Origin of the sequence: Nonomuraea terrae, assembly GCF_044465245.1 — a bacterium.
GTDB lineage: Bacteria > Actinomycetota > Actinomycetes > Streptosporangiales > Streptosporangiaceae > Nonomuraea > Nonomuraea terrae.
Window position 1 is genome coordinate 849,013 of sequence record NZ_JBITLL010000005.1, and the last position, 23,175, is coordinate 872,187.

A 23,175-nucleotide genomic window follows, 5' to 3' on the forward strand; every position below is an offset into this window, starting at 1 on the left:
CTGTTCCGGCGATCACCTTTGCCACAATGCCGACATGTCGTTTGATATCCGATCTGCCGGCCCGGAGGACTCGCCGGCGATCGAAGAAGTCCGCATCGCCGGCTGGCGCGTCGCCTACCGCGGGGTCATACCGGACACGTACCTCGACGGCCTGGAGGTGCGGCCGCAGGTGGTGCAGGCTCGTGCGGAGGCGCTCGCGGACGGGCGGCTGACGGGCGCGGTCGCCGTGCGCGACGGTTCGGTCCGCGGCTTCACCCTGTACGGCCCGAGCCGCGACGCCGACATCCCCGGCATGGAGGTGTACGCCATCTACGTGCTGCCCGGCGACTTCTCGACCGGCATGGGGCGGGCGCTGATGACGGCGACCACGCAGGCCATGGCCGCGTCGGGCGGCACGGAGACCGGGCTGTGGGTGCTGGCGGACAACCCGCGCGCGCGGCGGTTCTACGAGCGCTACGGGTTCACGCCGTCGGGGCGGACGAAGCAGGTGGAAGATCCCCCGCTGGAGGAGGTGCACTACCGGCTGACGCTCTCAGCGAGAACATGAGAGGCAGCCGCGGCGCGCCGTACGGGAGGCGGTATCCGCCGTCGCCGGCGACGAGCGTGCCGTAGCGGCGGAAGAGCGTGTGGTCGTGCTCGTGCAGGAACTCCATCCGCAGCCCGGCCGCCGCCAGCGCGGTGACGATCTCGCCCAGACCGTGCCGGAACTGCATCGTCCTCGTGTGCGTGAGCGCCGCGCCGTCGGTGTAGGTGTGGGGCTCGTCCCAGACGTGGGGGCCGCGTTCGAAGTAGTCGTGGGTGACCGTGGTGCCGCTCTCGTCGTCCAGGACGTCGGCGAACGGGTGGAACTCGGCCAGGTAGAGGAACCCGCCGGGCCGGAGCAGGGCGGCGACCGTCTCGGCCCAGCGGGCGATGTCGGGCAGCCAGACGAGCGCGCCGACGCCGGTGTAGACGATGTCGTACGTCTCGCCGAGCGCCTCGACGGCGTCGTACACGTCGGCGGTGACGAACCGGGCCGGGATGCCGCACTCCGCGGCCAGCGCCCGCGCCTGCTCGACAGCCGCCTCCGAGAAGTCGAGCCCGGTCACCTCGGCGCCGAGCCTGGCCCAGGAGAGGGTGTCGAGGCCGATGTGGCACTGCAGGTGCGCCAGCCGGCGGCCGGACACGTCACCGACCTCGTCCAGCTCGAACCTCCGCAGCGGGCTGCGCCCGGCCTTGAACCCTTCGACGTCGTAGAAGGCGGAGCCGACGTGGACGGGGACGCGCGCGTTCCAGTTGGCCCGGTTGAGCTCGAGGTAGTCGTCCATGCCGGGGAGCCTAGGCGCCGGCCCGCGGCTTCGCCGAGATGCCACCTCCTACGTCCTCGTACGCGCGTTCTCGTTGTCCACAGGCCCCCATGGGCGGCGGCCGGTTGTCCACAGGCGGCGCGCTCGGCGGTTCGCCCGGACGGGCCGGCGTGCATCATGGCCGCGTGACTCCAGCAGACGCAGTGCCGCTTCTCCAGGCCGTGCATAGGCAGCCGCATGACCTGGCAGGTAATCGCCACGCCCACGCGCCGCCGGGCAGACTGCGACGGCACCACCGGGACGACATGAAGGAAAGGCCATGACGACACGTGACACCGTGCAGGAACTGCTGCGCCGGATCGGCGCGGGCGACCCCGAGGGCGTCGCCGCCCTGTTCGCCGAGCGGAGCGACTGGCGGTTCTCCTGGCCCGCCGACGGGCACCCGGCCGTGCCGTGGATCCGCCCGCGGACCGGCCGCGGCGACGTGGCCGAGCACTTCCGGAGCCTGGCGGCGCACCACGTCGCCGAGCTGAACGGCACCTCGGTGAGCCACGTCCTGGTGGATGGCGACGACGCGGTCGTGCTCGGCACGATCGCGCAGACGGTCAAGGGCGGCGAGGTGTCCTACACGTCCCCGTTCGCGTTGCATCTCACCGTCGAAGAAGGCTTGGTCACCCGCTACCACATCTACGAGGACAGCCTCACGGTCGCCCGGGCGTTCTCCGGCGACCGGCGCACACCTTGATCCACCCGGTTCAGCTCGTACAGCACCGCGCGGCAGGTCCCGGCGTGAGCCCCGTCTCAGGGATCTCTCAGGTGCGGAAAGTAGGCTCACCGCATGAAGCGTGTGGCCGCCCTGGTGGTGGCGCTCGCCCTCATCGGGGTGACGACGTGGCTCGTGTGGCCGTCGGCTCCCGGGGTGCGGGGCCAGGACCAGAAGATAACCGTCGTCGACGGACCCGCCGACGACCAGCGCGTGGAGCTCGACGCGACGTTCTTCCCACCGCCTGAGGGCGGGAAGGCGCCTGCGGTGCTGCTCGCCCACGGGTTCGGCGGCAGCAAGCAGAGCATGCGGGACCAGGCGATCCGCCTCGCCCAGGACGGCTACGCGGTGCTGACCTGGTCGGCGCGCGGCTTCGGCCGCTCCACCGGTCAGATCGCGCTCAACTCGCCCGACTACGAGGTCAAGGACGTCAAGCAGCTGATCGACTGGCTGGCCGAGCGGCCCGAGGTCCAGCTCGACGCCTCGGGCGACCCGCGCGTGGGCATCGCGGGCGGCTCGTACGGCGGCGCGATCGCGCTCATGACGGCCGCCTTCGACCAGCGGGTCGACGCGATCGTGCCGCAGATCACCTGGTCCGACCTGGCCGACGCCCTGTTCCCCAACGCGGCCACCACCACCCAGACCGCCCCAGGCCCCACCGCAGGGGAAGCCGACACCACCACCGGAACGGACGGCGACGCCCCGCGGAGCGACGGCGAGTCCGGCACGGCCTCAGACGGCACCGACTCCTCCGCGAGCGCCGACCCCATCACCGGAGGCACCGGCACCGACCAGGGCGCCGACCCCGCCACGGGCGGCACCGGCACCGACCAGGGCGCCAGTGGCACCGGCTCCCCAGACGCGTCCGGGTCGGGGGCGGCGAGTGGCGTCTTCAAGCGCATGTGGGCCGGCATCTTCTTCGGGCAGGGCGTCTCGCTCGACGCGTCGTCGCTGCTGGGCCCGCGGGAGACGGCCGGGCCGCTGACTCCTCAGCAGGCGCGCTGCGGCAGGTTCCTGCCGGAGATCTGCGACATCTACCAGGAGGTCGCCGAAGACGGCCGGGCCACCCCGGAGGCCATCGCGCTGCTGCGCGAGTCGAGCCCCATCACCGTGGCCGACCGCATCAAGGCGCCGACCCTGCTCATCCAGGGCCAGCGTGACTCGTTGTTCCCGCTGAGCCACGCCGACGCCAACGCCAAGGCCATCGCCACCGCGGGCACGCCGGTCAGCCTGGCGTGGTTCGACGGCGGGCACGACGGCGGCAACGGCGAGGCCGACTGGCTGTTCGAGCAGTCCTCGGCCTGGTTCTCCCGCTATCTCAAGGGCGAGGGCTCGCAGACGCCGCCGGTGAGCGCGTTCACGGTGACCCGTGACGGCGGGCGCGACCCCGGCACCCGTCAGCGCATCCGCCTGCACCCGGAGGCCGACGCCTACCCCGGTCTCGGCGGCACCGACACCGCCACGGTCGAGCTGGCCGGCCCCGAGCAGAACATCGTCAACCCGCCCGGCGGCGCCCCTGCCTCGATCTCGACGGTGCCGGGCATCGGCGGCCTGCTGGGCGGCCAGGGCAACGGCGGCGTCTCGATCGACATGCCGGGCCAGAGCGCCGCGTTCGAGTCCCGGCCGCTCACCGCTCCCCTGCAGCTCACCGGCAGCCCGACCATCACGGTCAGGGTGACGGGCGAGGGCGAGGCGACACTGTTCGCCAAGCTGTACGACGTGGCCGAGAACAACCAGCTGCCCACCCTGCCCGCCGGGCTGGTGGCGCCCGTCCGGGTGACGATCCCGCAGGGCGCGGGCAGCACGGAGGCCACGATCACCCTGCCCGCCGTGGACCACCGCTTCGCCGTGGGCCACCGGCTGCGCCTGGTGGTGACGACGACGGACATGGGGTTCGCGACGCCCGCCGCGCCGGCGGCGTACCAGATCTCGCTGGCCTCGCCCGCGCTCACCGTCCCGACGGTGCGCACGCTGGCCGCCGCTCCCACCGGGGTGGCGTGGTGGGTCTGGGCCATGCCGCTGGCCTCGATCGTGGTCGCGGCCGTCCTGCTGGCCACCGGCCGCACCCCGGCCCGCCTCCGCCGCCGGCCCGTACGCGCCTCCACGGCCGGGCCCGCTTCGATCGGCGGCACGCCGGAAACCGGCATACCGAACACCACGCCTGCTTCCAGCCCGGACGGCAAGCCGGTCACCCCCGCTGTCACCACCCCGAACGGCCAGGCACCCCACACCGGCACCACGGCGACCGGCACCACCGCGACCGGGACCACGACGGCCGGGACCACGACGGACGACCCCTCGGACGTCGCCACCCGCGTCAACGGCTCCTCCCCCGATGCCGCGACCGGCGCCGACGAGTCCTCCCCCGATGGCGTGACCACCGTCAACGGCTCCTCCGCTGCCATGGCCGGCACCGACAGCGCCTCCACCGATGCCGTGACCGGTGTCAACGGCTCGCCCGCCGATGCCAAGGCCGGCGGCCAGGCTCGTGACGGGGCCACGACGGGCAGCCGGACCGGTGCCGCGCCCGTCACCAGCGTCCCGGCCGGCGACCCCCCCTCCGCCAGCAGCGCGACCGGCACGGCCGCGGTCGCCGCGGCGGAGGTGCCGCTGGAGATCAGCGGGCTGACGAAGGCGTACCGCAACGGCGAGCTGGCGGTCGACGGGCTGTCGTTCCGCGTCGAGAAGGGCCAGGTCCTCGGCCTGCTCGGCCCGAACGGCGCCGGCAAGACGACCACCATGCGCATGATGATGGGCCTCATCCAGCCCGACGACGGCGAGGTCCGCATCTTCGGCGAACGCGTCACGCCCGGCGCCCCCGTGCTGTCGCGGCTCGGCTCGTTCGTCGAGGGGCCCGGGTTCCTGCCCCATCTGTCGGGGCACGACAACATCCAGCTCTACTGGGCCGCCACCGGCCGCCCGGCCGCCGACGCGCACTTCGACGAGGCTCTGGAGATCGCCGGGCTCGGCAAGGCGCTGGAGCGGGCCGTACGCACCTACTCCCAGGGCATGCGCCAACGCCTGGCCATCGCCCAGGCCATGCTCGGCCTGCCCGACCTGCTCGTGCTCGACGAACCCACCAACGGTCTCGACCCGCCCCAGATCCGCGAGATGCGGGAGGTGCTCAAGCGCTACGCGCGCGACGGCCGCACGGTGATCGTGTCCAGCCACATGCTGGCCGAGGTGGAGCAGACCTGCAGCCACGTCGTGGTCATGCAGCGCGGGCGGCTGGTGTCGACCGGCCCCGTCTCGCAGCTGCTCAGCTCGGCCGCCGCCGCCAACGGGCACGGGCCGCGCCTGGAAGACGTGTTCCTCGACCTCATCGGAGACAAGGCATGACCACCGCGACCGGCTACGCGCCCAACCGTACGCTGCCGTTGCGCGTGGAGATCGTCCGGCAGTTCAAGCGGCGGCGGACGCTGGCGATGTTCGGGCTGCTGCTGGCGCTGCCGTGGGTGCTCGTGATCGCGTTCCAGGTCGGGCCGCAGGGCGTGAACGATGAGCCGTCGCTGCGCATCTCCGACCTGGCCACCCAGAGCGGCCTGAACTTCGCCGCCTTCGCGCTGTCGGTGTCGGCCAGTTTCCTGCTCGTGGTGGCGGTCGCGCTGTTCTGCGGCGACACCGTGGCGAGCGAGGCCAACTGGTCGTCGCTGCGTTATCTGCTGGCCGCGCCGGTCCCCCGCGACCGGCTGCTGCGGCAGAAGCTGATCGTGGCGCTCGGCTTCTCGGCCGCCGCCGTGATCTGCCTGCCGGTGATGGCGCTGTTCGCGGGCACCCTGGCGTTCGGCTGGGACGACATCCAGGTGCCCGGCACGGGCGAGGTCATCCCGGCGCTCGACGTGCTGCCGCGCTTCGGCATCGTGATCGCGTACGCGATGGTCAGCCAGCTCGTGGTGGCGGCGCTGGCGTTCCTCATCTCGACCATGACCGACTCCCCGCTGGGCGCGGTGGGCGGCGCCGTCGGGTTGTGGATCGTGTGCACGATCCTGCAGGCCGTGGAGGCACTGGGGGTGCTGCGCGAGTTCCTGCCCACGTTCTGGAACAACGCCTGGCTCGACGCCCTGCAGCCCGAGCTCGACTGGAGCGGGATGGCGAAGGGCGCGTCGGTGTCGATCACGTACGCGGCGATCCTCCTCGCGGTCGCCTTCCGCCGCTTCCGCCACAAGGACGTCGTCAGCTGACAGCACCCCGCCGGCGAAGCGGGCGGGGTGGGCGGGTCAGTCGGTCTCGCTCCAGTCGAAGGCCTTGGTGATGGCCTTCTTCCAGCCGGCGTACCCCGTCTCGCGCTGCTCCGCCGTCCACGTCGGTTCCCAGCGGCGGTCCTGGGCCCAGTGGGCGCGCAGTTCGTCGGTGTCGCGCCAGAAGCCGACGGCGAGGCCGGCGGCGTACGCGGCCCCGAGCGCGGTCGTCTCCGAGACGACCGGCCGGCTGACCGGCACGCCGAGGATGTCGGACTGGAGCTGCATGCACAGGTCGTTGGCGGTGACCCCGCCGTCCACCTTCAGCACGTCGAGCACCACTCCCGAGTCCTGCTGCATGGCCTCGACGACGTCGCGGCTCTGGTAGCAGATGGACTCCAGGGTGGCGCGCGCGAGGTGGGCGTCGGTGTTGTAACGCGACAGGCCGACGATGGCGCCGCGCGCGTCGGCCCGCCAGTAGGGGGCGAACAGGCCGGAGAAGGCCGGCACGAAGTAGATGCCGCCGTTGTCCTGGACCTGCCGGGCCAGCGTCTCGCTCTGCGCGGCGGAGGTGATGATGTGCAGCTGGTCGCGCAGCCACTGCACCGCCGAGCCGGTCACCGCGATCGAGCCCTCCAGCGCGAACACCGCCGGCTGGTCGCCGAACTTGTAGGCCACGGTGGTGAGCAGGCCGCTCTTGGAGCGCACGGGGGTGGTGCCGGTGTTGAGCAGCAGGAAGTTGCCGGTGCCGTAGGTGTTCTTGGCCTCGCCGGGCGAGAAGCAGACCTGGCCGACGGTGGCGGCCTGCTGGTCGCCGAGGATGGCGGTGATCGGCACCTCGCCACTGCTCAGCCCGGCCCCGGAGGTGACGCCGTAGCCGGCGGGATCGGACGAGGGGCGGATCTCGGGCAGCATCCGGCGCGGGATGCCGAAGAACGACAGCAGTTCGTCGTCCCAGTCGAGCGTGTCGAGGTCCATCAGCATCGTGCGGCTGGCGTTGGTGACGTCGGTGACGTGCACGCCGCCGTTGACGCCGCCGGTGAGGTTCCACAGGACCCAGGTGTCGGTGTTGCCGAAGACGGCCTCGCCGCGGTCCACGGCCTCGCGGACGCCGTCGACGTTCTCGAGGATCCACTGGATCTTGCCGCCGGAGAAGTACGCCTCCGGCCGCAGGCCCGTCTTGTCGCGGATGACCTGGCCGCGGCCGTCGCGATCCAGCGCGGCGGCGATGCGGTCGGTCCTGGTGTCCTGCCAGACGATCGCGTTGTAGTACGGCCGGCCGGTGCGCGGGTTCCACACCACCGTGGTCTCGCGCTGGTTGGTGATGCCCATCGCGGCCAGGTCGCTCGCCTGCAGGCCGCTGCGCTGCAGCGTGCTCTGGATCACGGCGGAGGTCCTGGTCCAGATCTCGATGGGGTTGTGCTCCACCCAGCCCGCCCTGGGCAGGATCTGCTCGTGCTCCAGCTGGAACTTGGCCACCTCGCCACCGTCGTGATTGAAGATCATGAAGCGGGTGCTGGTGGTGCCCTGGTCGATGGCGCCCACGAACTCGGGCATGTCGTTCTCCTTACGGGTTCGTCCGAGGGTCAGTCCGAGGGCTTGACCACGTCGCGGTCCACGTCGTCGCGAGGCAGGAAGCGGTGGATCAGCACCTGGTAGAGACCGGCGCCGATGACCCCGCCGATCACGGGGCCGACGATGGGCACCCACCAGTACAGGTCGCCGTACTGGTCGCGCCAGGCTCCGCCGTACCCGGTGAGGAAGCTGGCCAGGCGCGGCCCGAAGTCACGCGCCGGGTTGATGGCGTAGCCGGCGTTGGTGCCGAAGGCCATGCCGATGCCGACCACGAGCAGGCCGATGAGGAACGGCGCCATGTTCGCGGCGGGCGCCATGTTGGCGACGTCCGACAGGGCGAAGACGACGAAGAGCAGGATGGCCGTGCCGATGATCTGGTCGCGCAGGCCGCCCCACATGTCCACCGGGAGGGTGCCGTTGCCGGGCAGGGTCGAGAAGACGCCCTGCGTCTTGATCGTGTGCCCGGGGTCCACCATGCTCAGGACCTCGTGGTAGTTCCACCGCACGATGAGCGCCGCGACGAAGGCTCCGGCCGTCTGGGCGAGCGCGTACGGGATGACCTTCTTCCAGGGGAAGCCGCGGAAGCAGGCGAAGGCCAGCGTGACCGCGGGGTTGATGTGCGCCCCGGTGGTGCGGCCGGCGACGTAGACGCCGAGCGCCACGCCGATGCCCCACGCCCAGGCGATGCTGTCGTGGTCGCCGATCTGCGCCGCGGCGACCTGCGCGACCACGCCCACGCCGAACAGGATGAGCACCATCGTCCCTGCGAATTCGGCGATCAACTCGCCGGCCAGCCCCATTCGACCCAGACGTCCCGCCATCGCCGCGCCCCCTTCACCCGGCACTCGCGAACGCTGTGAGCCATTCCCTGGTTTACAAAGATGTATACGGCTGTTTTACGACATGTTTCACAAAAGAGCAGAAAGTAAGATTGCTCAGCGGGTCAGAGTTTGCGAGTGAAGGTCATCATGGCCGTTCCGGGGCCGTGGTATCCCGGGACCGGGCCGTCGGCCGTGAAGCCCATACGGCGGTGAAAGGCGATCGACGCGGTGTTGACCGGGGCGGTGATGGCACGCACGACGTGACAGCCCTCGCCGCGGGCGAGATCGAAGAAGCGCTCGTACATCGTGCGGCCGAGGCCGCTCGCCCTGGCCTCGGGGGCGACGCCGACGAAGTGGATGTACGCCTCGCCGGGCAGCGACGGCGACGGGAACCCGACGAGGAACCCCGCCATCCCCCTGCCAGGGCCCTGCGCGATCAGGCTGGTGCGGTGGAAATGGTCGAGGAAGAGCCTGGGCAGCGCCGCCAGCACCGGCCGCCCCCACCAGTCGTCGACCACGGCGGCGATGGCGTCGTAGTCGGCGGGGGCGGCTGCGCGCAGGGTGTGCACGGGATCAGCTCCAGTGAGGCGGCCTGTTTTCCAGGTAGAAGGCGTCCTGGTCGCCCTCGGGCCAGTCTCCCCAGCCCAGGTCGCGGTCGTCGGACGTCTGTTCGGGTAGGAAATCTTCCACGGAGAACATGCTACCGGGGCGTACAAACCGGTACCGAGCGTGTCTCTCGCTCCCAGGACAGGCGTCGATCACCGGGGTACGATACGAGGGCAGGTGTCGCCTACCCCCCGTGAGGCTGCGCATGGCCACTCCGACCGGCTGGCGGCGAGAAGGCAATCTCCCGGCGGAGCTGACGAGCTTCGTCGGCCGCACTCGCCTCCTCGCCAACCTCAAACGGCACCTCCACGAGTCCCGCCTGGTGACCGTGACCGGCATCGGCGGCGTGGGCAAGTCGCGCACGGTGCTGCGCCTGGCCCACCAGGTGCGCGCCGGCTACCCCGACGGCGTCTGGTTCGCGGACCTCGCCCGCCTGCAGGACGCGGGCATGGTCAAGCACACCATCGCCTCCGCGCTCGGCATCGCCGACCAGTCCTCTCGCGCGGCGTCGGAGTCATTGGCGGAGTGGGTCGGTGAGCGCGACATGCTGCTCATCATCGACACGTGCGAGCATCTCCTGGAGGGCTGCGCCGAGCTGATCCACGAGCTGCTCGAGGCCGCGCCCAGCCTGACGGTGCTGGCCACCAGCCGCCAGTCTCTCAACCTTCCGTACGAGCACGTCGTGCCGGTGCCGCCGCTGCAGGTACCCGGCGAGGATCCGGCGAAAAACCTGTTCACCAACGAGTCCATCCAGCTCTTCGCCGAGCGGGCCGGGGCGAGCGTGCCCGACTTCGTGCTCGACGAGGACAACATCGGCGCCGTCGCTGAGCTGTGCCGCCGGCTCGACGGCATCCCGCTGGCTATCGAACTTGCCGCGGTGCGGCTGCGGGCGCTGTCGATCGAGCAGATCCTCGGACTGCTGGCCGACCGGTTCAGCCTGCTGGCCGGGGCGAGCCGCACGGCGCTGCCCCGCCACCAGACGCTGCGCGCAGCCATCGGCTGGAGTCACGAGCTGTGCGAGCCGGAGGAGCGGCTGTTGTGGGCGAGGCTGTCTGTGTTCGCGGGCGATTTCGAGCTCGACGCGGCGCGCTTCGTCTGCTCTGACGGGCGCCTGTCCGCCGAGCGCATCACCGACCTCATCGGTGGCCTGGTCGAAAAGTCCATCCTGCTGATCAGGAGCAACCACGCCGGCGTGCGCTACAAGCTGATCGACACCCTTGCCGAGTACGGCCAGGAATGGCTCGACAAGCTCGGGCAGGCCGAGCAGGTTCGCGAGCGCCACCTGGAGTACTACCTCAGCTTGGCCCAACGCGGCGAGGACGCCTGGTCGGGGCCGCGACAAATCTATTGGTTCATCCGCATGCGTCAGGAGCACAGCAACGTCCGGACCGCGCTCGAGTACTCGCTGAACAAGCGAGGCAAGGAACCGCTGGCGCTGACGCTGCTGTCGTCGCTGTGGTTCATGTGGGTCTGCTGCGGATTCGCCCGCGAGGGCCGCCTCTACCTGGAGCGGGCGCTGGAGGCCAACCCCAGGCCGAGCAAGGAGCGGTGCAAGGCCCTGTGGGTGTTGGCCTATGTACGCAACTCCCAGGGTGACAGCGTCGGAGGGCGGGAGGCGGCCGAGACGTGCAGCGCCGATGCCGTCAAGGTGGGTGACTCCCGGTCCGTGATCCTGGCCTCCAAGATGCAGGGCACGGCGGCGATGCTCCAGAACGACATGCAGAAGGCCAGCGCGCTGCTCGGCGTGGCGATCGAGTTCAACACCGACAACAAGGAGCTCAACCCCGGGCTGCTGCCCGCCATCGTCGAGCTGTCCATCGTGTTGACCGCGCAAGGGGAGTTCTACGAGGCCGAGTCCCTGCTGCATGACTGCCTGCAAGTGTGCAGGGAGCGCGGCGAGCTCTGGCTGAGTTCGCACGCGCAGTGGGCACTGGCGGGTGTCCGGCTCGCGACGAACCGGCCGGAGCAGGCGCTGCAGAACGTCAGGGAGGGGCTGCGGATCAAGCTGCACTTCCACGACACCCTCGGCACCCTGCTGTCGCTGGAGTCCGCGGCCCGCATATTCGTGGCCCTCGACCGGTTGCCGCTTGCCGCCACTCTGCTGGGGGCGCTGCACCAGAACTGGAAGACGGCGGGCCTGCCGCAACTGGGCGCGCCGTTCCTGTCCGACGACCACAACGCGTGCGTCCGAAACTGTGTGCTGCAGATGGGCGAGCTGGCCTACAAGAGCGCCTTCGAGGAGGGCGCCCGCCTAGACCTCGAAGAGGCGTCCGCGCTCGCGCTCGGCGAGCTGGACGCCCTCGACGAGATGTGACGGCGCGGCCTTAGACGGCCTGCGGCCAGCGGGTGTCCTCCGGCCAGGCCTGGACGAAACGTGCGCTGCCGAACGAGAACTCGATGTGACCGCGGATCCAGTGTTCCAGGCCGCGTACGTAGGCCAGCACCGGGTCCGGGGCCCATTTCTCCACGGCCTCGCGGCGCTCGACGAACGTGGCGATGGCGTCGTTATGCAGCTGCGCCACCTCAAGCAGCGCGTCCTGCAGCGAGAGGGACTTGTGGGTGGCCAGCACCGTCACGATGTTGTGCCTGGCCTTGTCGCTGTGGCGCTCCTTGGCATACGAAAGCAGGTCGTTGTCCCAGCCGACGAGGTCGCAAGCCAGGTCCGAGAGCAGTCGCACGTCGGGGTGGTACCAGTCCTCGGTCTCGATGCGGTAGCCGCCACCGAGGTCGATGAGCGCGAAACAGGTGTACGTGGCGCCGGTGGTACGGCGCATCAGGAGGTAATCCTCCGGAGTGGGGATGGTGTCGGCCTCGCGGTTCGCCGCCTCCCAGATTTGGGCGAACAGGTATTCCTTCACCGCGCCGCGCCAGCGGTCGACCTGCTCGGGGGTGCCTAACGCGGAGATGCGGTCGAGGAGTTCTTTGAGAGCGAGGCTGAACGGATTACTGGAATCGGCCTCCCCGTCGAGACTTCTCAGGAGCGACGGCAGTGCCCGGGCGACCGTGGCGGGGCTGTCTCCGATGCCTTCCCTTTCGCAGAACCCGTCGTCGAAGGCCCAGAGCCAGAAATACCAGTCAGTGATCACCCGGAGGCTTACCGGCGGCACGGTGGGGTTGGTGCGCGCTGGAAGGGAGCCGAGTTCTGATCGCCTGAAGTACTCGACGCCATCGGCGTTCGGGAGCATGCCGGAGGCGGCAACCCACGCCTGGCTCTCGGCGGTGACTTCCGCATGATGGACGTTGATCTCGTTCGGGAACGGGCAGGGCAGGGCGGGGATGTGGAGAGGTCGCGTAGCGAAGGAATGCGCAGAAGTAGCCACGCCTTACAGCATGACGATGGACCGCTCGAAAGGCCACACTGGATAACTTTTATGTAGTTTAAGCCCATTTCATACTATGAATCACGCTGCGTGAACCATTGGACGAATTGGTCATTTGCGAACATTTGGGCAGTTTCCAGGGCAGATGGCCGGCCCTCGTTCGGATCGGCGCCCGCGTCGAGCAGCGCCCTGACCACCTCAGGCTCCTTCTTGAAGACCGCGCCCGCCAGTGGGGTCTGGCCGCGGTCGTTCGCCCGGTCGGGGTCGGCGCCGTGGGCGGCGAGCATGCGGACCGTTTCCGCGTGGCCGTGGTAGGCGGCCAGCATCAGCAGCGTGTCGCCCTTCTGGTTGGTCAGGTTGGCCGGCACCCCGGCCTCCACGTAGGCGCGCAGCGTCTCGGTCTCCCCCGCCCTGGCCATGTTGAACAGCTTGGTGGCGAACTCTTCCAGCTCCGGATCCCCGTCCATGCTGCCCATTCTGCCCCCGATAAAGTGCCCTGCACGGAATCGTTCCGGCGCGTCGTGGGTTCTGGTGATGAGTACCTAGGGAAAGGCTGTCCAACCGTGTTCGACCCGAAGGATCTCTACAAGCTCGCAGACGACGCGCCCGAGCTGCCCGATCCGGTGTTGCTGTACCACTTCGACGGTTTCGTTGACGCGGGCGGTGCCGGACGCCTCGCGGTGGGCCACCTGCTGGCCGAGCTGGAGCACCGGGTCGTGGCGACGTTCGACGTGGACCGGCTGCTCGACTATCGGTCGCGACGGCCGATCATGACGTTCGACACCGACCGGTGGGTGGAGTGCGAGAGCCCCGAGCTGGTCGTGCACGCCGCCGAGGACGCGACGGGCACGCCGTTCCTGCTGATGAGCGGCCCCGAGCCCGACCGCGAGTGGGAGCTGTTCGCCCGGGCCGTGGGCGAGCTGGTGGAGCGGCTGAAGGTGAGCAAGCTGGTGATGGTGCACGGCGTGCCGATGGCCGTCCCGCACACCAGGCCGCTGGGCCTGACGATGCACGCCACCCGCCCCGAGCTGATCAACGCCCAGGCGAGCGTGTTCGGGCGGGTCCAGGTGCCCGGCAGCGTGGCGGCGCTGCTGGAGCTGCGGCTCGGCGCGAAGGGTCAGGACGCGATCGGGTACGCGGTGCACGTGCCCCACTACCTGGCCCAGGCCGAGTACCCGAGCGCCGCCGTGACCGGCCTGGAGGCGGTAACGCGGGCGACCGGGCTGGTGTTCCCGATGGACGCGCTGCGCGAGGCCGCCCGGCGTACCACGACGGAGATCGAGGAGCAGATCCGCGCCTCGGCCGAGCTGTCCACCGCCATTACCGGCCTGGAGCAGCAGTACGACGCCTTCGCGGCCGGTTCCGAGCGGGAGAACCTGATGGCCGAGACGACGCCCATGCCCACGGGTGACGAGCTCGCCGCCCAGTTCGAGCGCTTCCTCGCCGAACGCGACGAGGACTGACGGCCTCCATGGACGACATCCGCGTCGGCCTGGTCGGCTACGGCACCGCGGGGGCGTACTTCCACGCCCCGCTGATCGACGCCACCCCGGGCCTGACGCTGTCGGCGGTGGTGACCCGCGACCCCGGCCGCCAGGCAGAGGTCGGCGGCAGGTACGGCGCCGCGGGGGTGTCGGACGTGGAGGACCTGTGGGGGCGCTGCGACCTCGTCGTGGTGGCCTCCCCCAACCGCACCCACGTGTCCACGGCCGTCTCCGCCCTCACCCACGGCCTGCCGGTCGTCGTCGACAAGCCGCTGGCCCGCACCGCCGAGGAGGGCCGCGCGCTGGTACGCCTGGCACGCGAGCGCGGGCTCATGCTGACCGTCTTCCACAACCGCCGGTGGGACGGCGACTTCCGCACCGTGCGGCGGCTGATGGGCGAGGGGCGGCTCGGCGACGTGCTGCGCCTGGAGTCGCGCTTCGAGCGGTGGCGGCCGGTGCCGAAGGGCGGCTGGCGGGAGAGCGGCACCCCGGAAGAGGTCCCCGGCCTGCTCTACGATCTCGGCAGCCACCTGGTCGACCAGGCCGTGCAGCTGCTGGGGCCGGTGCGCGAGGTCTACTGCGAGAGCGACGTCCGCCGGGCGGGAGTCTCGGGCGACGACGACACGTTCATCGCGCTCACCCACGAGGGCGGGGCCCGCTCCCACCTGTGGGCCAGCTCGATGGCGGCCCGGCTGGGCCCCCGCTTCCGCGTGCTCGGCTCGTCCGCGGCCTTCGTCAAGTACGGCATGGACGTGCAGGAAGAGCGCCTGCGCGCCGGGATGCCGCCGGACGCGCCCGGGTTCGGCGACGACGAGGAAGACCGGTGGGGCGCGCTCGGCACGCCCGGCGACCAGCAGGTCGTGCGCACCGAGCCGGGGGCGTATCCCGACTTCTACCGGGGCGTGGCGGCGGCGCTGCGCGAGGGAGCGGCGCCGCCCGTCGACCCGGAGAGCGCCGTCGAGGTGCTGGCCGTGCTGGAGGCGGCGCGGCTGTCGGCGACCGAGCGGATCGTCGTCCACCTGAGCTGAGCGGGTCGTCAGTCGCGCAGGCGGGCGCGCATCGCCTCGGTGTCGCCGTCCGTCCAGCCATGCCGGGCGAGCCAGCCCACCGGGCCGCCGTAGCGGTCGTCGAGCACGCCGAGGAACTGCTCGATGTAGCGGGCGCGCGGCATGTGGTCGTCCGCGGGGCGCGAGTCGAGATCATCCCGGTACGTGCTGCTGCCCCGCAGGCGCTTGAGTATCAGCTCCAGGCGCTCCCCCGTGGCCACGTAGTCCTCGACGATGGCCTCCCGGGTCGCCCCGGCGACCTCCAGCGCCAGCGCCGACAGCACACCGGTGCGGTCCTTGCCCGCCGCGCAGTGCACGAGCGAGGCGCCGTCGTCGAGCGCCATCGCGCGCAGGGCCGCCACCACGGCGTCGGGCCGGTCGCGCAGGTAGCCGAAGTAGAAGCCGGTCACCCGCAGCTCCTCGTCCAGCGTGCGGCCCGCCCACGGCAGCACCCGCTCACCGTCGATCCCGTCGGGGACGTCGGCCTCGACGTCGGTGTGCCGGCCGCCTTCGGCGAACAGCGTCAGATGGTGATGGCGCACCTCCGGCACCAGCGTGAGCGGGCCGGGGCCCTCCAGCTGCACCTCCGCGATGGAACGCAGGTCGACGACGTGCCGCAGCTTCAGCTCCCCGACGAGCAGCCGGACGTCGGCGGAGGTGAGGCCCTGCAGGTTGTCGGCGCGGAAGACACGCCCGAAGCGGGTGCGGCCACCGTCACGCGTCGGCAGTCCGCCCAGGTCACGCGCGTTGACCGCGCCTTCCAGATCGATCCACCTCGTCATCTCGCTCATTGTTGTGACCCTATATGTCCACCAAAGCTGAGCGAATTCGACGTTCATAACGCAGCATGAACATGTGACCCCTCCGCGCCCAGAAGGAAGCGGCCTCCCGATGAGCCGCTCACGCCGCTCGGCGAAGGGCCTGCTGCCCGTCACCGATCGCGGCCGGCGAGGCCACACCCACGTCCGGACCGGCCACCTGACCGGTGGGCGGGAGCGGCCGGGCGGGCACACCGGCGCACGAGAGGATCACCTACCAGCGACGGGTTCCGTAATGCGACGATCACGATACTGCGAGGCGCCGGCACATCCGAAGGGAGGGAGCGCGGATTCCCCCGCCCGTTGAAGCAGGCGGCCCCCTCCGCGCACGACATATGGATCCACGAGCTCTGCCTCCACGGCTGGTGATCGATCCGACGCTGTCCCCGGAGATCGCGGCCGAGCTGCGGTCGAGCCCCGATCTGCTGCGCCTGACACGGTCGGGCGCGCGCATGGACACCGCGCACAATCCCGCCCTGCTGTTCGTCCTGCCCGCCTTCCTGGTGCTTCTCGCCGTGCTCACGAGCGCGGAGCCGTTGTTCGTCGCGGGCGTCGGGACGGGGGTGATCGTGCTCTTCCGGTGGATCGCGATGGACAACTCCTACCGTTCCACCAGGCGCAGGCTCCATCTGGCGCGGGCCCACGCCGACCGCTACATCCTGCCGGAGGACCTCGACCATCCCTGTCAGATGCTGCTGCGCCGGGCGCAGAACGCGGTCGACGCGATACTCAACTCCAAGGTGCACAAGGCCGGGCTGATCGACAGCATCGACAACCAGGTGTCGCTGCCGGAGGAGCTGTGGGAGGTCGCCCAGCGGCTGCGGCGGTTGTCGGCCATGCACACCGAGCACGGCAGGCTCGTCCCCCGGGAGCTGCCGCCCGGCATGGAGGACGCGTTCAAGCCGTACACGAGCGCCCTCGACGCCGCCTGGACGTCGCTCACCCACCGCGTCCGCCACCTGGAGAAGTACGCCAAGCAGGTGCTCAAGGCCGACAAGGTCTACCACACGCACAAACGGCTGGAGGCGCTGGCCGCCAAGACGCCGGAGTATCAGCGGCTGATCGCCGACACCGTGCGCGACGACCTGGCCAAGCAGCACATCAAGGAGCTGTCGGACCAGGCGGCCCACGTGCGCAGGATGTTCGAGGAGAGCATCGTGCAGGCCCGGCAGGCCGCGGGTGAGCTGCTGCGCACGCCGTTCTCCGACCCGCCGGGCGGCGCGGTGGAAGGCCCCGGCAAGAGCACCGAGTACGGCACCACCTGAGGGCTCAGCCGGTGTCCGCACGCGCGCGCCGCAGGAGCTCCAGGGTCCGGCGCATGCCGGCCTCGTTGCCGAGGCTGCGGTAGATCGCCCTGGCCTGCTCCAGCGGCTCCACGGCGGCCGCGCGCCCGCCCGCGTCGAGGTGCGCCTCGCCCAGGTAGCGCAGGCTCAGCGCCATCCACCACCGGTCCTCCAGCTCCTCGAACGCCGCCCCCGCGCGCCGCAGCTCCAGCTCCGACTCGGCGGTCCGGCCGAGCCTGGCCAGCGCTCGCCCGGCCGACACCGCGGTCCTCGCCACGCCCCACGAATCGCCGAGCGCGGCCAGGATGTCCGCGGCCCGCCGTACGTAGTCGAGCTCGCGCAGCCCGTTGTCCGGGTCGCCGACCTCGCCGGCCGCGCGCAGGCAGCGGGCCTCCTCCCACAACTCCCCGCGCTGCCGGAACATCTCAGCGGCCCGGTCGAGGCTGAACCCGGCCCGGGTGAACAGGACGGCGGCCTGCCGGTGCTCGCCCGCGCGGTGCTCGCCGCGGGCCTGCGCCGCCAGTACCTCGCCGTAGACGCGCAGGGTCTGGGCCTCGGAGTAGCGGTTGCCGTCGCGTTCGAAGACCTCCAGGGCGTACTCCAGCAGTTCTCTGGCCTCCTCGGGCTTGCGTTCCGCCAGGCGCAGCTCGGCGAGGTTGCGCTGGGTGCGGGCCATCCACCACAGGTCCTCCTCGGCCCGGAAACCGGCGATGGCGTCGATGAGGAAGTCCTGTGCCCGGTCGAGGTGGCCGTCGCTGAACAGCGTCATCCCGATCGTGCGCCGGGCCCTGGCCGCCCACCACGACTCGCCGAGGTCGGTGAAGAGCACCAGCGCGCGCTCCGCCTCCTCCTGCGCCCTGCGGCGCAGGCCGAGACCGCCGTGGACGGCGGCGGCGTCGAGCAGCGCGATGGCCATCGAACGCCGGTCACCCGCCTGCTCGGCGGCCTCGCGGCCGAGCTCGGCCACGGCCGCCCAGTCGGCCCAGTACGCCCGCAACGAGTGGCACAGCGAGCAGAACGCCCTGGCCAGACCCCAGGTCAGCTCCCAGAGCCGCAGGTGGTGGGCCAGGTTGATCATGGACAGGAGAGCGAGCCGTTCGGCGTTGAGCCAGTCGGCGGCGCGGACCTCACCGTCGAGCGTGGAGCGCCGCCCGCCGCGGCTCCAGTCCTGCGGCCAGCGGTTCTGGGCGGCCTCCTCGGCGCGGCGGCGGTAACCGGACAGGACGCGTTCGATGGCGGCGCGGCGGCGGTCGCCGTCCTGCTCGGCCAGTTCGGCGGCGAACACGCGGACCAGGTCGTGCAACCGGTAGCGCATCGCGCCGGTCTGGTCGGTGCCGGAGCACTCGGCGAGCTGGGCGTCGATGAGGGCTTCGAGCTGGTCGGCGCCGTCGAGCCCGGAGATGTCGAGCAGCTCGCCGGCCACCCAGCCGGGCACGTCGGGCGCGGTCAGGGAGCTGAGCAGGCGCAGCAGGCGGCGCTGCATCCCGGTGCAGTCGTCGTAGCTGAGCTGGACGGAGTCGCGCACGCTCTTGTCCACCGTCGGGGCGACCTTGAGGTTGTCGAGGATGCGGCGCGTGTCGGCCAGCCGGTCGGCCATGTCGCGCATCGTCCACTGCTCGCGGGTGGCGAGCCGGCCGCCGCAGATGTTGATCGCCAGCGGCAGGTTGTCGCAGAGCCGTACGATCTGCCGGGCGGCGTCGAGGTCTGCCGCGACGCGGTCGTCACCGGCCAGTCTGGCCAGCAGCTGGATCCCCTGTGCCTCGGAGAACTCGACGAGCTTCTTGTCGTAGGTGCCGTAGAGGTACAGCGGCGCGCGGGAGGTGACCAGCACCGCGCAGCCGGGCTCGGCCGGGATCAGCGGGGCGATCTGGGCGGAGTCGTGAGCGTTGTCCAGGCCGATGAGGATCTTGCGGCCCTTGGTCCAGGTCAGCCAGAGCTTGCCGAGCTCCTCCAGGCCGCCCGGGTCGGTGGTGAGGCGGACGTCGAGCGCGCGCAGGAAGCCGATCAGCACCTCTTCCGGGCGGACCGGGGCGTCCACGCCGCCGCGCAGGTCGGCGTAGAGGCGGCCGTCGGGGAACCGGTCGGCGACCTCCTGCCCGAACCGGGTCATGAGCGCCGACTTGCCGACGCCGCCGCGGCCGTACACGGAGATGACCAGCGGCGGCGAGACCTCGGAGGATCTCCTGCGGCCGTCGAAGACCCGGTGCAGCTCGGCGAGCGTCTCTTCGCGGCCGGTGAAGTGCTCGGGGACGGGCGGCCAATGGTCGGGGGCGACCGTGCCCGGCTCCGGCCGGGCCCGCGGCCTGGGCCGGATGTCGGTGCTGGCCCAGGTCGTCAGCCCCACGAGGACGGCCGCCGCCATGGTGACGCCGATCTTGGCGGTCGGCGGGATCTCCCATTCGAGGGAGGCCGCCAGCACGCTCGCGGCGCCCGCCGCGAGGCCGGCCGCGACCGGCGCGGGCCATCGGCGACGGCGCCGGTCCGGTAACTTCCCCGTCAACGAACACCCCCTTTGGGGGTGATTCAAACCGATGGGGTACGGCTTGCGCCAGCCGTACCCCAAGGTTCACTCAGCGGCCATTCACGTTACAGGTGGCCGTCATCGTCTTGCCCGGGTCGCTCTCCGAGGTGGCGGTGAGCGTGACCTTCGCCTTGCGGTCGCCGCCGTCGCCGCGGACCGCGTTGACGATCACGGTGTCCCGCTCGCCGAACTCCAGGTTGGCCAGGGCGTTGGGCACCTGGGCGGTCCAGCCCTGGCCCTCGACCGTGGCGGTGAGCCGGTAGACGTCGTTGTTGAGGTACTTGCTGACGTCCTCCGGGTGCTGTCCCTGCGCGGGGGCGGCCTGACCGGTGTTGGTCAGCGGGAACCGGCAGACGGAGACACCGTCGCCGCCGGGCACGCCGGAGCCGTGCTGCAGCTTCACGCCGCGCTTCTGCGGTCCCGCGCCGTCGAGCGAGCGGACGGCGACCGTGTAGGACAGCTCGCCGTCGCCGTTGCGCTCCAGGTCGGTGACGTAGAAGTGCAGGCGGTTGTCCTCGTCGACGAACTCGTACTCGCTGCCGGAGTCGGTGCCGGCGTGGAAGAGGGCGTCGGACAGCTGGCGGTAGTCGCCGATGGTGATGGGCACCTCGGTGCCGTCGGGCAGGACGTAGTCCGTCATGCCGATGTCCTGCGGGTTGGCGTCGATCACCCACTCGAACGGGGCGCTGTCCTGGTTCTTGGTCTTGGCCAGGAGCACGCCGGAGTCGGGGGTGAAGGAGTCGGCGCCCATGCGGTCGACGACCTCGACGGTGTAGTTGTCGTAGTTGCCGCCGTCGCACATCGGGTCGGTGCGCCAGTCGCAGTTCGGGTTGTGGTCCTCGGTGTCGAACGAGATGTTGATGCCCGACAGCTCGTCCTGTCCCGGCTGCACGACGCGGGCCAGGACCTTGGCGGTGACCAGTCCGGACTCGTCGAGCGCCTCACGCGACAGGCGCAGCACGTTCTGCTCGTCGACCATCTGCAGGTCGATCTTGTTGCGCAGCATGTGCTGGGCGCCCATGGACGCGCCGGCGACCGGCGGGATGACCCAGCGCGAGTGCGGACCGCCGGGGCCGTTGAAGCTGCCGCGGCTGAGCATCTCCCAGATGCCGGTGTACGCCCGCCTCGGCGGCACGCCGTACGGGTTGTTGTAGTTGTCGGCGATGCCGAAGATGTGGCTCAGCTCGTGGGCGTAGGTGCCCATGCCGGAGCTCTCGGTCTGCACCGAGTCGACGCCGAAGCGGGCGTTGGGCCAGAAGGTGGAGCCGGCCTGCCAGGAGGTCCAGTCGACGTAGCGGGTGGTGGACCAGTTCGGCAGGTTCTCGTCACCCTCGGGGCCGAACTCGTCGGTCACGTCCTCCTTGGTGGGGAACTTCATCATGCCGAACTCCTGCCAGGTGCCCGACTCGTCCTGACCGGCGCTCAGGTAGAAGACGAAGTCGAACTGGTCGGCGACCTCCTGGCCGACGGCGGCGAGCCAGGCGGCGTTGCCGTCGGTGCGCAGGTTCCTGTTGCAGGTGTCACCGGCCGGGCAGTGGTTGCGCTGGTACTCCATGCCGTACTCGTGGTCCTTGCCCGGCATGGTGTACGGGCCGAAGCCGGTCAGGTCCACACCGATCCGGCCACCGGAGTCCTCCATCCAGTACTCGTGGATGGTGTGACCCTTGTTGAGGTCGTTCGGGGTGTTGAGGAAGTCCTGGTAGAACTTGGCGACCTGGTCGCGGGGGATGTTCGCCCCTTGCGGGCTGGGGTTGCCGAAGACCGTCGAGCCCTGCGGCTGGGTGACCACGAAGGGCTGGTTCGGGTAGTCGAGCAGGACGAGCGCGCCCTTGAACTGGCGGTCGGAGCCCTTGACGCTCGGATCGTTCCAGGTGGTACCCGGGGGCTTCTTGTAGTCGTCCCACGTCATGTGGTCGGGGTTTTCCCAGTTCTGGGGGTCGATCGGCGCGAGGTCGGCGACCGGCCGGGCCCGCTTGGCCTGCGCGGGGCTGTCGAGTTGCCAGGGCTGGGTCTGCGGCCAGTGGTTCTGCCGCCAGGGCGTGTCAGGGTCGACGCTGGGGGGTGCTGCGGAAGCAGGGGTGGCCACCATCGCCATCGGGATCACCACGATGGCGGTGAGCACGCCCTTTAACAGCTTCTTAGGGGCTATCACACGGAATGACGGTATCCACGTTGTTGACGGAGATCACCCGCTGAATGTAGGGAAGACCTGTACTGAAATCTTCGACATATGTTGAAACCTCCAGGTGAACGGGTAGGGCTGTGGCCGACCTCCAGAAGACCGTGGAAGAGCTCGCCACCCGCCTCGGCCGCCCTTTGTTGCTCGAGGACCGGGTGCAGCGCGTCGTGGCGTACAGCGAGCAGAACGGCGCCATGGACGACGTGCGCCGCGACTCGATCCTGCGCCGGCACACCGTGCCCGAGGTCCGGCAGTGGTTACGGGCGGCCGGCATCCACCGGGCCACCGCGCCGCTGCGCACCCCGGGCGCGCCGCACCTGGGCCTGTTACCCCGGGTCTGCGTCCCCGTACGGCACGCCGGCGGGCTGCTCGGCTTCCTGTGGTTCATCGACGCCGAACCTCCCATGTCGCGCGCGCAGGTGGACAAGGCCGCGGCCGCCGCGCCCGCCCTGGCGCTGGCCCTCTTCCACGAGAGCCTGGCCACCGGCCTGGCCACCCATCGCGAGCTGGAGGCCGTCACCGGGCTGCTGCTCGGCGAGCGGGACGCGGCCAGGCAGCTCATCGAGGCGGGCGCGTTCCCGCAGGGGCGGCCGGTGACCGTCCAGGTGGCCAGGCCCCGCACGGCCGAGCCCGACGACGCCCTGCGGCTGGCGCTGGAGCAGGGACTGCTGGCGCTGCGCCGGCGGCTGAGCGGGCACCATCCGCTGCACCTGGTCCGCTACGACCACGCCGTGCTGCTCACCGCCGGGGTGCCGGTCCCGGCCGACGAGCTGCACGCGGCGATGCCGGTGCCGGTGGTGGTCGGCGTCGGACGGGGCCGCCCGACGCTGGCGGAGGCGGCGGACTCGTACCAGGAGGCGCGGCACGCGGCCGAGGTGGCGGCGCGGGTGCCGGGGCTCGGGCGGACGGCGGAGTGGGCGCGGCTCGGCGTCTACCGGATGCTCACCCAGGTGCCGCCCGACCAGGACCTGCATCCCGGGCTGGAGGACATGCTGGCGGACGCCCAGCACCTGCCGCTGCTGGAGACGCTGGAGACGTACCTGGATCTGGCGGGCAGCGCGGTCGCGACGTCCCGGGCGCTGCGGCTGCACCGTACGTCGCTGTACTACCGGCTGCAGCGCGTGGAGGAGCTGGCCCGCACCGACCTGAAGGACGGCGGTGAGCGGCTCGCCCTGCACCTCAGCCTCAAGCTGGCGCGGCTCTCGGGACGCTACGCACCCAGGGGATTCTCATAATTCATCTTGATTGCGCCTTTGTCCCAATATCCCGTTTAATTTATAAAAGGGGCTAGATCG

The 23,175-nt window shown here is 70.8% G+C and carries 18 protein-coding genes; 9 read left to right on the forward strand and 9 right to left on the reverse strand.

The window, feature by feature from the left end; genetic code table 11:
* The first annotated feature begins 34 nt into the window (after positions 1 to 34).
* The gene (locus ACIBP6_RS27690) at positions 35 to 547 is read left to right on the forward strand and encodes a GNAT family N-acetyltransferase (protein WP_397056700.1); all 513 of its coding nucleotides are present in this window, start codon (positions 35 to 37) and stop codon (positions 545 to 547) included.
* Here ACIBP6_RS27690 and ACIBP6_RS27695 read toward each other — a convergent pair.
* A complete protein-coding gene (locus tag ACIBP6_RS27695) occupies positions 462 to 1,307 on the reverse strand; it encodes a class I SAM-dependent methyltransferase (protein WP_397056701.1) in 846 nt (281 codons plus the stop codon). The genes ACIBP6_RS27690 and ACIBP6_RS27695 overlap by 86 nt on opposite strands.
* A gap of 298 nt (positions 1,308 to 1,605) precedes the next feature.
* Between ACIBP6_RS27695 and ACIBP6_RS27700 the strand changes: the two genes are divergently transcribed.
* From ACIBP6_RS27700 to ACIBP6_RS27710, 3 genes are all read left to right on the forward strand, one after another.
* The gene (locus ACIBP6_RS27700) at positions 1,606 to 2,031 is read left to right on the forward strand and encodes a nuclear transport factor 2 family protein (RefSeq protein WP_397056703.1); all 426 of its coding nucleotides are present in this window, start codon (positions 1,606 to 1,608) and stop codon (positions 2,029 to 2,031) included.
* A 93-nt stretch (positions 2,032 to 2,124) separates the two neighbouring features.
* Positions 2,125 to 5,388, forward strand: a complete 3,264-nt coding sequence (locus ACIBP6_RS27705; RefSeq protein WP_397056705.1) for an alpha/beta fold hydrolase — start codon at positions 2,125 to 2,127, stop codon at positions 5,386 to 5,388.
* The gene (locus ACIBP6_RS27710; RefSeq protein WP_397056707.1) at positions 5,385 to 6,230 is read left to right on the forward strand and encodes an ABC transporter permease; all 846 of its coding nucleotides are present in this window, start codon (positions 5,385 to 5,387) and stop codon (positions 6,228 to 6,230) included. Before ACIBP6_RS27705 ends, ACIBP6_RS27710 begins: the two co-directional genes overlap by 4 nt.
* Positions 6,231 to 6,266: 36 nt before the next feature.
* On the opposite strand, the gene glpK is transcribed toward ACIBP6_RS27710, so the two are convergent.
* The 3 genes from glpK to ACIBP6_RS27725 all read right to left on the reverse strand — a co-directional run bounded on the left by glpK (position 6,267) and on the right by ACIBP6_RS27725 (position 9,192).
* Positions 6,267 to 7,784 (reverse strand): glycerol kinase GlpK, encoded by a 1,518-nt coding sequence (glpK, locus tag ACIBP6_RS27715; protein WP_132615168.1) that lies wholly within the window; start codon positions 7,782 to 7,784, stop codon positions 6,267 to 6,269.
* A gap of 29 nt (positions 7,785 to 7,813) precedes the next feature.
* Positions 7,814 to 8,623 (reverse strand): MIP/aquaporin family protein, encoded by an 810-nt coding sequence (locus tag ACIBP6_RS27720; RefSeq protein ID WP_132615170.1) that lies wholly within the window; start codon positions 8,621 to 8,623, stop codon positions 7,814 to 7,816.
* A 122-nt stretch (positions 8,624 to 8,745) separates the two neighbouring features.
* Positions 8,746 to 9,192 (reverse strand): GNAT family N-acetyltransferase, encoded by a 447-nt coding sequence (locus ACIBP6_RS27725; RefSeq protein ID WP_397056710.1) that lies wholly within the window; start codon positions 9,190 to 9,192, stop codon positions 8,746 to 8,748.
* Between the two features lie 230 nt (positions 9,193 to 9,422).
* Between ACIBP6_RS27725 and ACIBP6_RS27730 the strand changes: the two genes are divergently transcribed.
* Positions 9,423 to 11,543 (forward strand): ATP-binding protein, encoded by a 2,121-nt coding sequence (locus tag ACIBP6_RS27730; RefSeq protein ID WP_397056712.1) that lies wholly within the window; start codon positions 9,423 to 9,425, stop codon positions 11,541 to 11,543.
* Between the two features lie 10 nt (positions 11,544 to 11,553).
* Here the strand turns inward: ACIBP6_RS27730 and ACIBP6_RS27735 are convergent, their stop codons facing one another.
* Both ACIBP6_RS27735 and ACIBP6_RS27740 read right to left on the reverse strand, forming a co-directional pair.
* The gene (locus ACIBP6_RS27735) at positions 11,554 to 12,549 is read right to left on the reverse strand and encodes a terpene synthase family protein (RefSeq protein WP_397056714.1); all 996 of its coding nucleotides are present in this window, start codon (positions 12,547 to 12,549) and stop codon (positions 11,554 to 11,556) included.
* A 74-nt stretch (positions 12,550 to 12,623) separates the two neighbouring features.
* Positions 12,624 to 13,025 carry an ankyrin repeat domain-containing protein gene (locus tag ACIBP6_RS27740; protein ID WP_397056716.1) on the reverse strand — a complete coding sequence of 134 codons (402 nt, stop codon included), beginning with the start codon at positions 13,023 to 13,025 and terminating at the stop codon, positions 12,624 to 12,626.
* A gap of 87 nt (positions 13,026 to 13,112) precedes the next feature.
* Between ACIBP6_RS27740 and ACIBP6_RS27745 the strand changes: the two genes are divergently transcribed.
* Both ACIBP6_RS27745 and ACIBP6_RS27750 read left to right on the forward strand, forming a co-directional pair.
* A complete protein-coding gene (locus tag ACIBP6_RS27745) occupies positions 13,113 to 14,012 on the forward strand; it encodes a proteasome assembly chaperone family protein (protein WP_397056718.1) in 900 nt (299 codons plus the stop codon).
* 8 nt (positions 14,013 to 14,020) lie between these two features.
* Entirely contained in the window at positions 14,021 to 15,061 is a 1,041-nt protein-coding gene (locus ACIBP6_RS27750; RefSeq protein ID WP_397056720.1) for a Gfo/Idh/MocA family oxidoreductase, read from the forward strand.
* A gap of 8 nt (positions 15,062 to 15,069) precedes the next feature.
* Here ACIBP6_RS27750 and ACIBP6_RS27755 read toward each other — a convergent pair whose 3' ends face one another.
* On the reverse strand, positions 15,070 to 15,870 hold the full coding sequence (locus ACIBP6_RS27755; protein WP_397056722.1) for a tyrosine-protein phosphatase: 801 nt from the start codon (positions 15,868 to 15,870) through the stop codon (positions 15,070 to 15,072).
* Positions 15,871 to 16,262: 392 nt separating this feature from the next.
* Between ACIBP6_RS27755 and ACIBP6_RS27760 the strand changes: the two genes are divergently transcribed.
* Positions 16,263 to 17,162: a hypothetical protein gene (locus ACIBP6_RS27760; protein ID WP_397056724.1), complete on the forward strand. Its 900-nt coding sequence runs from the start codon at positions 16,263 to 16,265 to the stop codon at positions 17,160 to 17,162.
* A 4-nt stretch (positions 17,163 to 17,166) separates the two neighbouring features.
* Here ACIBP6_RS27760 and ACIBP6_RS27765 read toward each other — a convergent pair whose 3' ends face one another.
* The gene (locus ACIBP6_RS27765) at positions 17,167 to 19,680 is read right to left on the reverse strand and encodes an ATP-binding protein (protein ID WP_397056726.1); all 2,514 of its coding nucleotides are present in this window, start codon (positions 19,678 to 19,680) and stop codon (positions 17,167 to 17,169) included.
* A gap of 70 nt (positions 19,681 to 19,750) precedes the next feature.
* Entirely contained in the window at positions 19,751 to 21,853 is a 2,103-nt protein-coding gene (locus ACIBP6_RS27770) for a M6 family metalloprotease domain-containing protein (protein WP_397056728.1), read from the reverse strand.
* A 110-nt stretch (positions 21,854 to 21,963) separates the two neighbouring features.
* On the opposite strand from ACIBP6_RS27770, the gene ACIBP6_RS27775 reads away from it, so the two are divergent.
* On the forward strand, positions 21,964 to 23,115 hold the full coding sequence (locus tag ACIBP6_RS27775) for a PucR family transcriptional regulator (RefSeq protein WP_397056729.1): 1,152 nt from the start codon (positions 21,964 to 21,966) through the stop codon (positions 23,113 to 23,115).
* Positions 23,116 to 23,175: the final 60 nt, after the last annotated feature.

Excerpts from the sequence above, each read along its gene's own strand:
- ACIBP6_RS27690 (WP_397056700.1), top strand. The coding sequence starts at position 35 with ATGTCGTTTGATATCCGATCTGCCGGCCCGGAGGACTCGCCGGCGATC.
- ACIBP6_RS27695 (WP_397056701.1), bottom strand. The coding sequence starts at position 1,307 with ATGGACGACTACCTCGAGCTCAACCGGGCCAACTGGAACGCGCGCGTC.
- ACIBP6_RS27700 (WP_397056703.1), top strand. The coding sequence starts at position 1,606 with ATGACGACACGTGACACCGTGCAGGAACTGCTGCGCCGGATCGGCGCG.
- ACIBP6_RS27705 (WP_397056705.1), top strand. The coding sequence starts at position 2,125 with ATGAAGCGTGTGGCCGCCCTGGTGGTGGCGCTCGCCCTCATCGGGGTG.
- ACIBP6_RS27710 (WP_397056707.1), top strand. The coding sequence starts at position 5,385 with ATGACCACCGCGACCGGCTACGCGCCCAACCGTACGCTGCCGTTGCGC.
- glpK (WP_132615168.1), bottom strand. The coding sequence starts at position 7,784 with ATGCCCGAGTTCGTGGGCGCCATCGACCAGGGCACCACCAGCACCCGC.
- ACIBP6_RS27720 (WP_132615170.1), bottom strand. The coding sequence starts at position 8,623 with ATGGCGGGACGTCTGGGTCGAATGGGGCTGGCCGGCGAGTTGATCGCC.
- ACIBP6_RS27740 (WP_397056716.1), bottom strand. The coding sequence starts at position 13,025 with ATGGGCAGCATGGACGGGGATCCGGAGCTGGAAGAGTTCGCCACCAAG.
- ACIBP6_RS27750 (WP_397056720.1), top strand. The coding sequence starts at position 14,021 with ATGGACGACATCCGCGTCGGCCTGGTCGGCTACGGCACCGCGGGGGCG.
- ACIBP6_RS27755 (WP_397056722.1), bottom strand. The coding sequence starts at position 15,870 with ATGAGCGAGATGACGAGGTGGATCGATCTGGAAGGCGCGGTCAACGCG.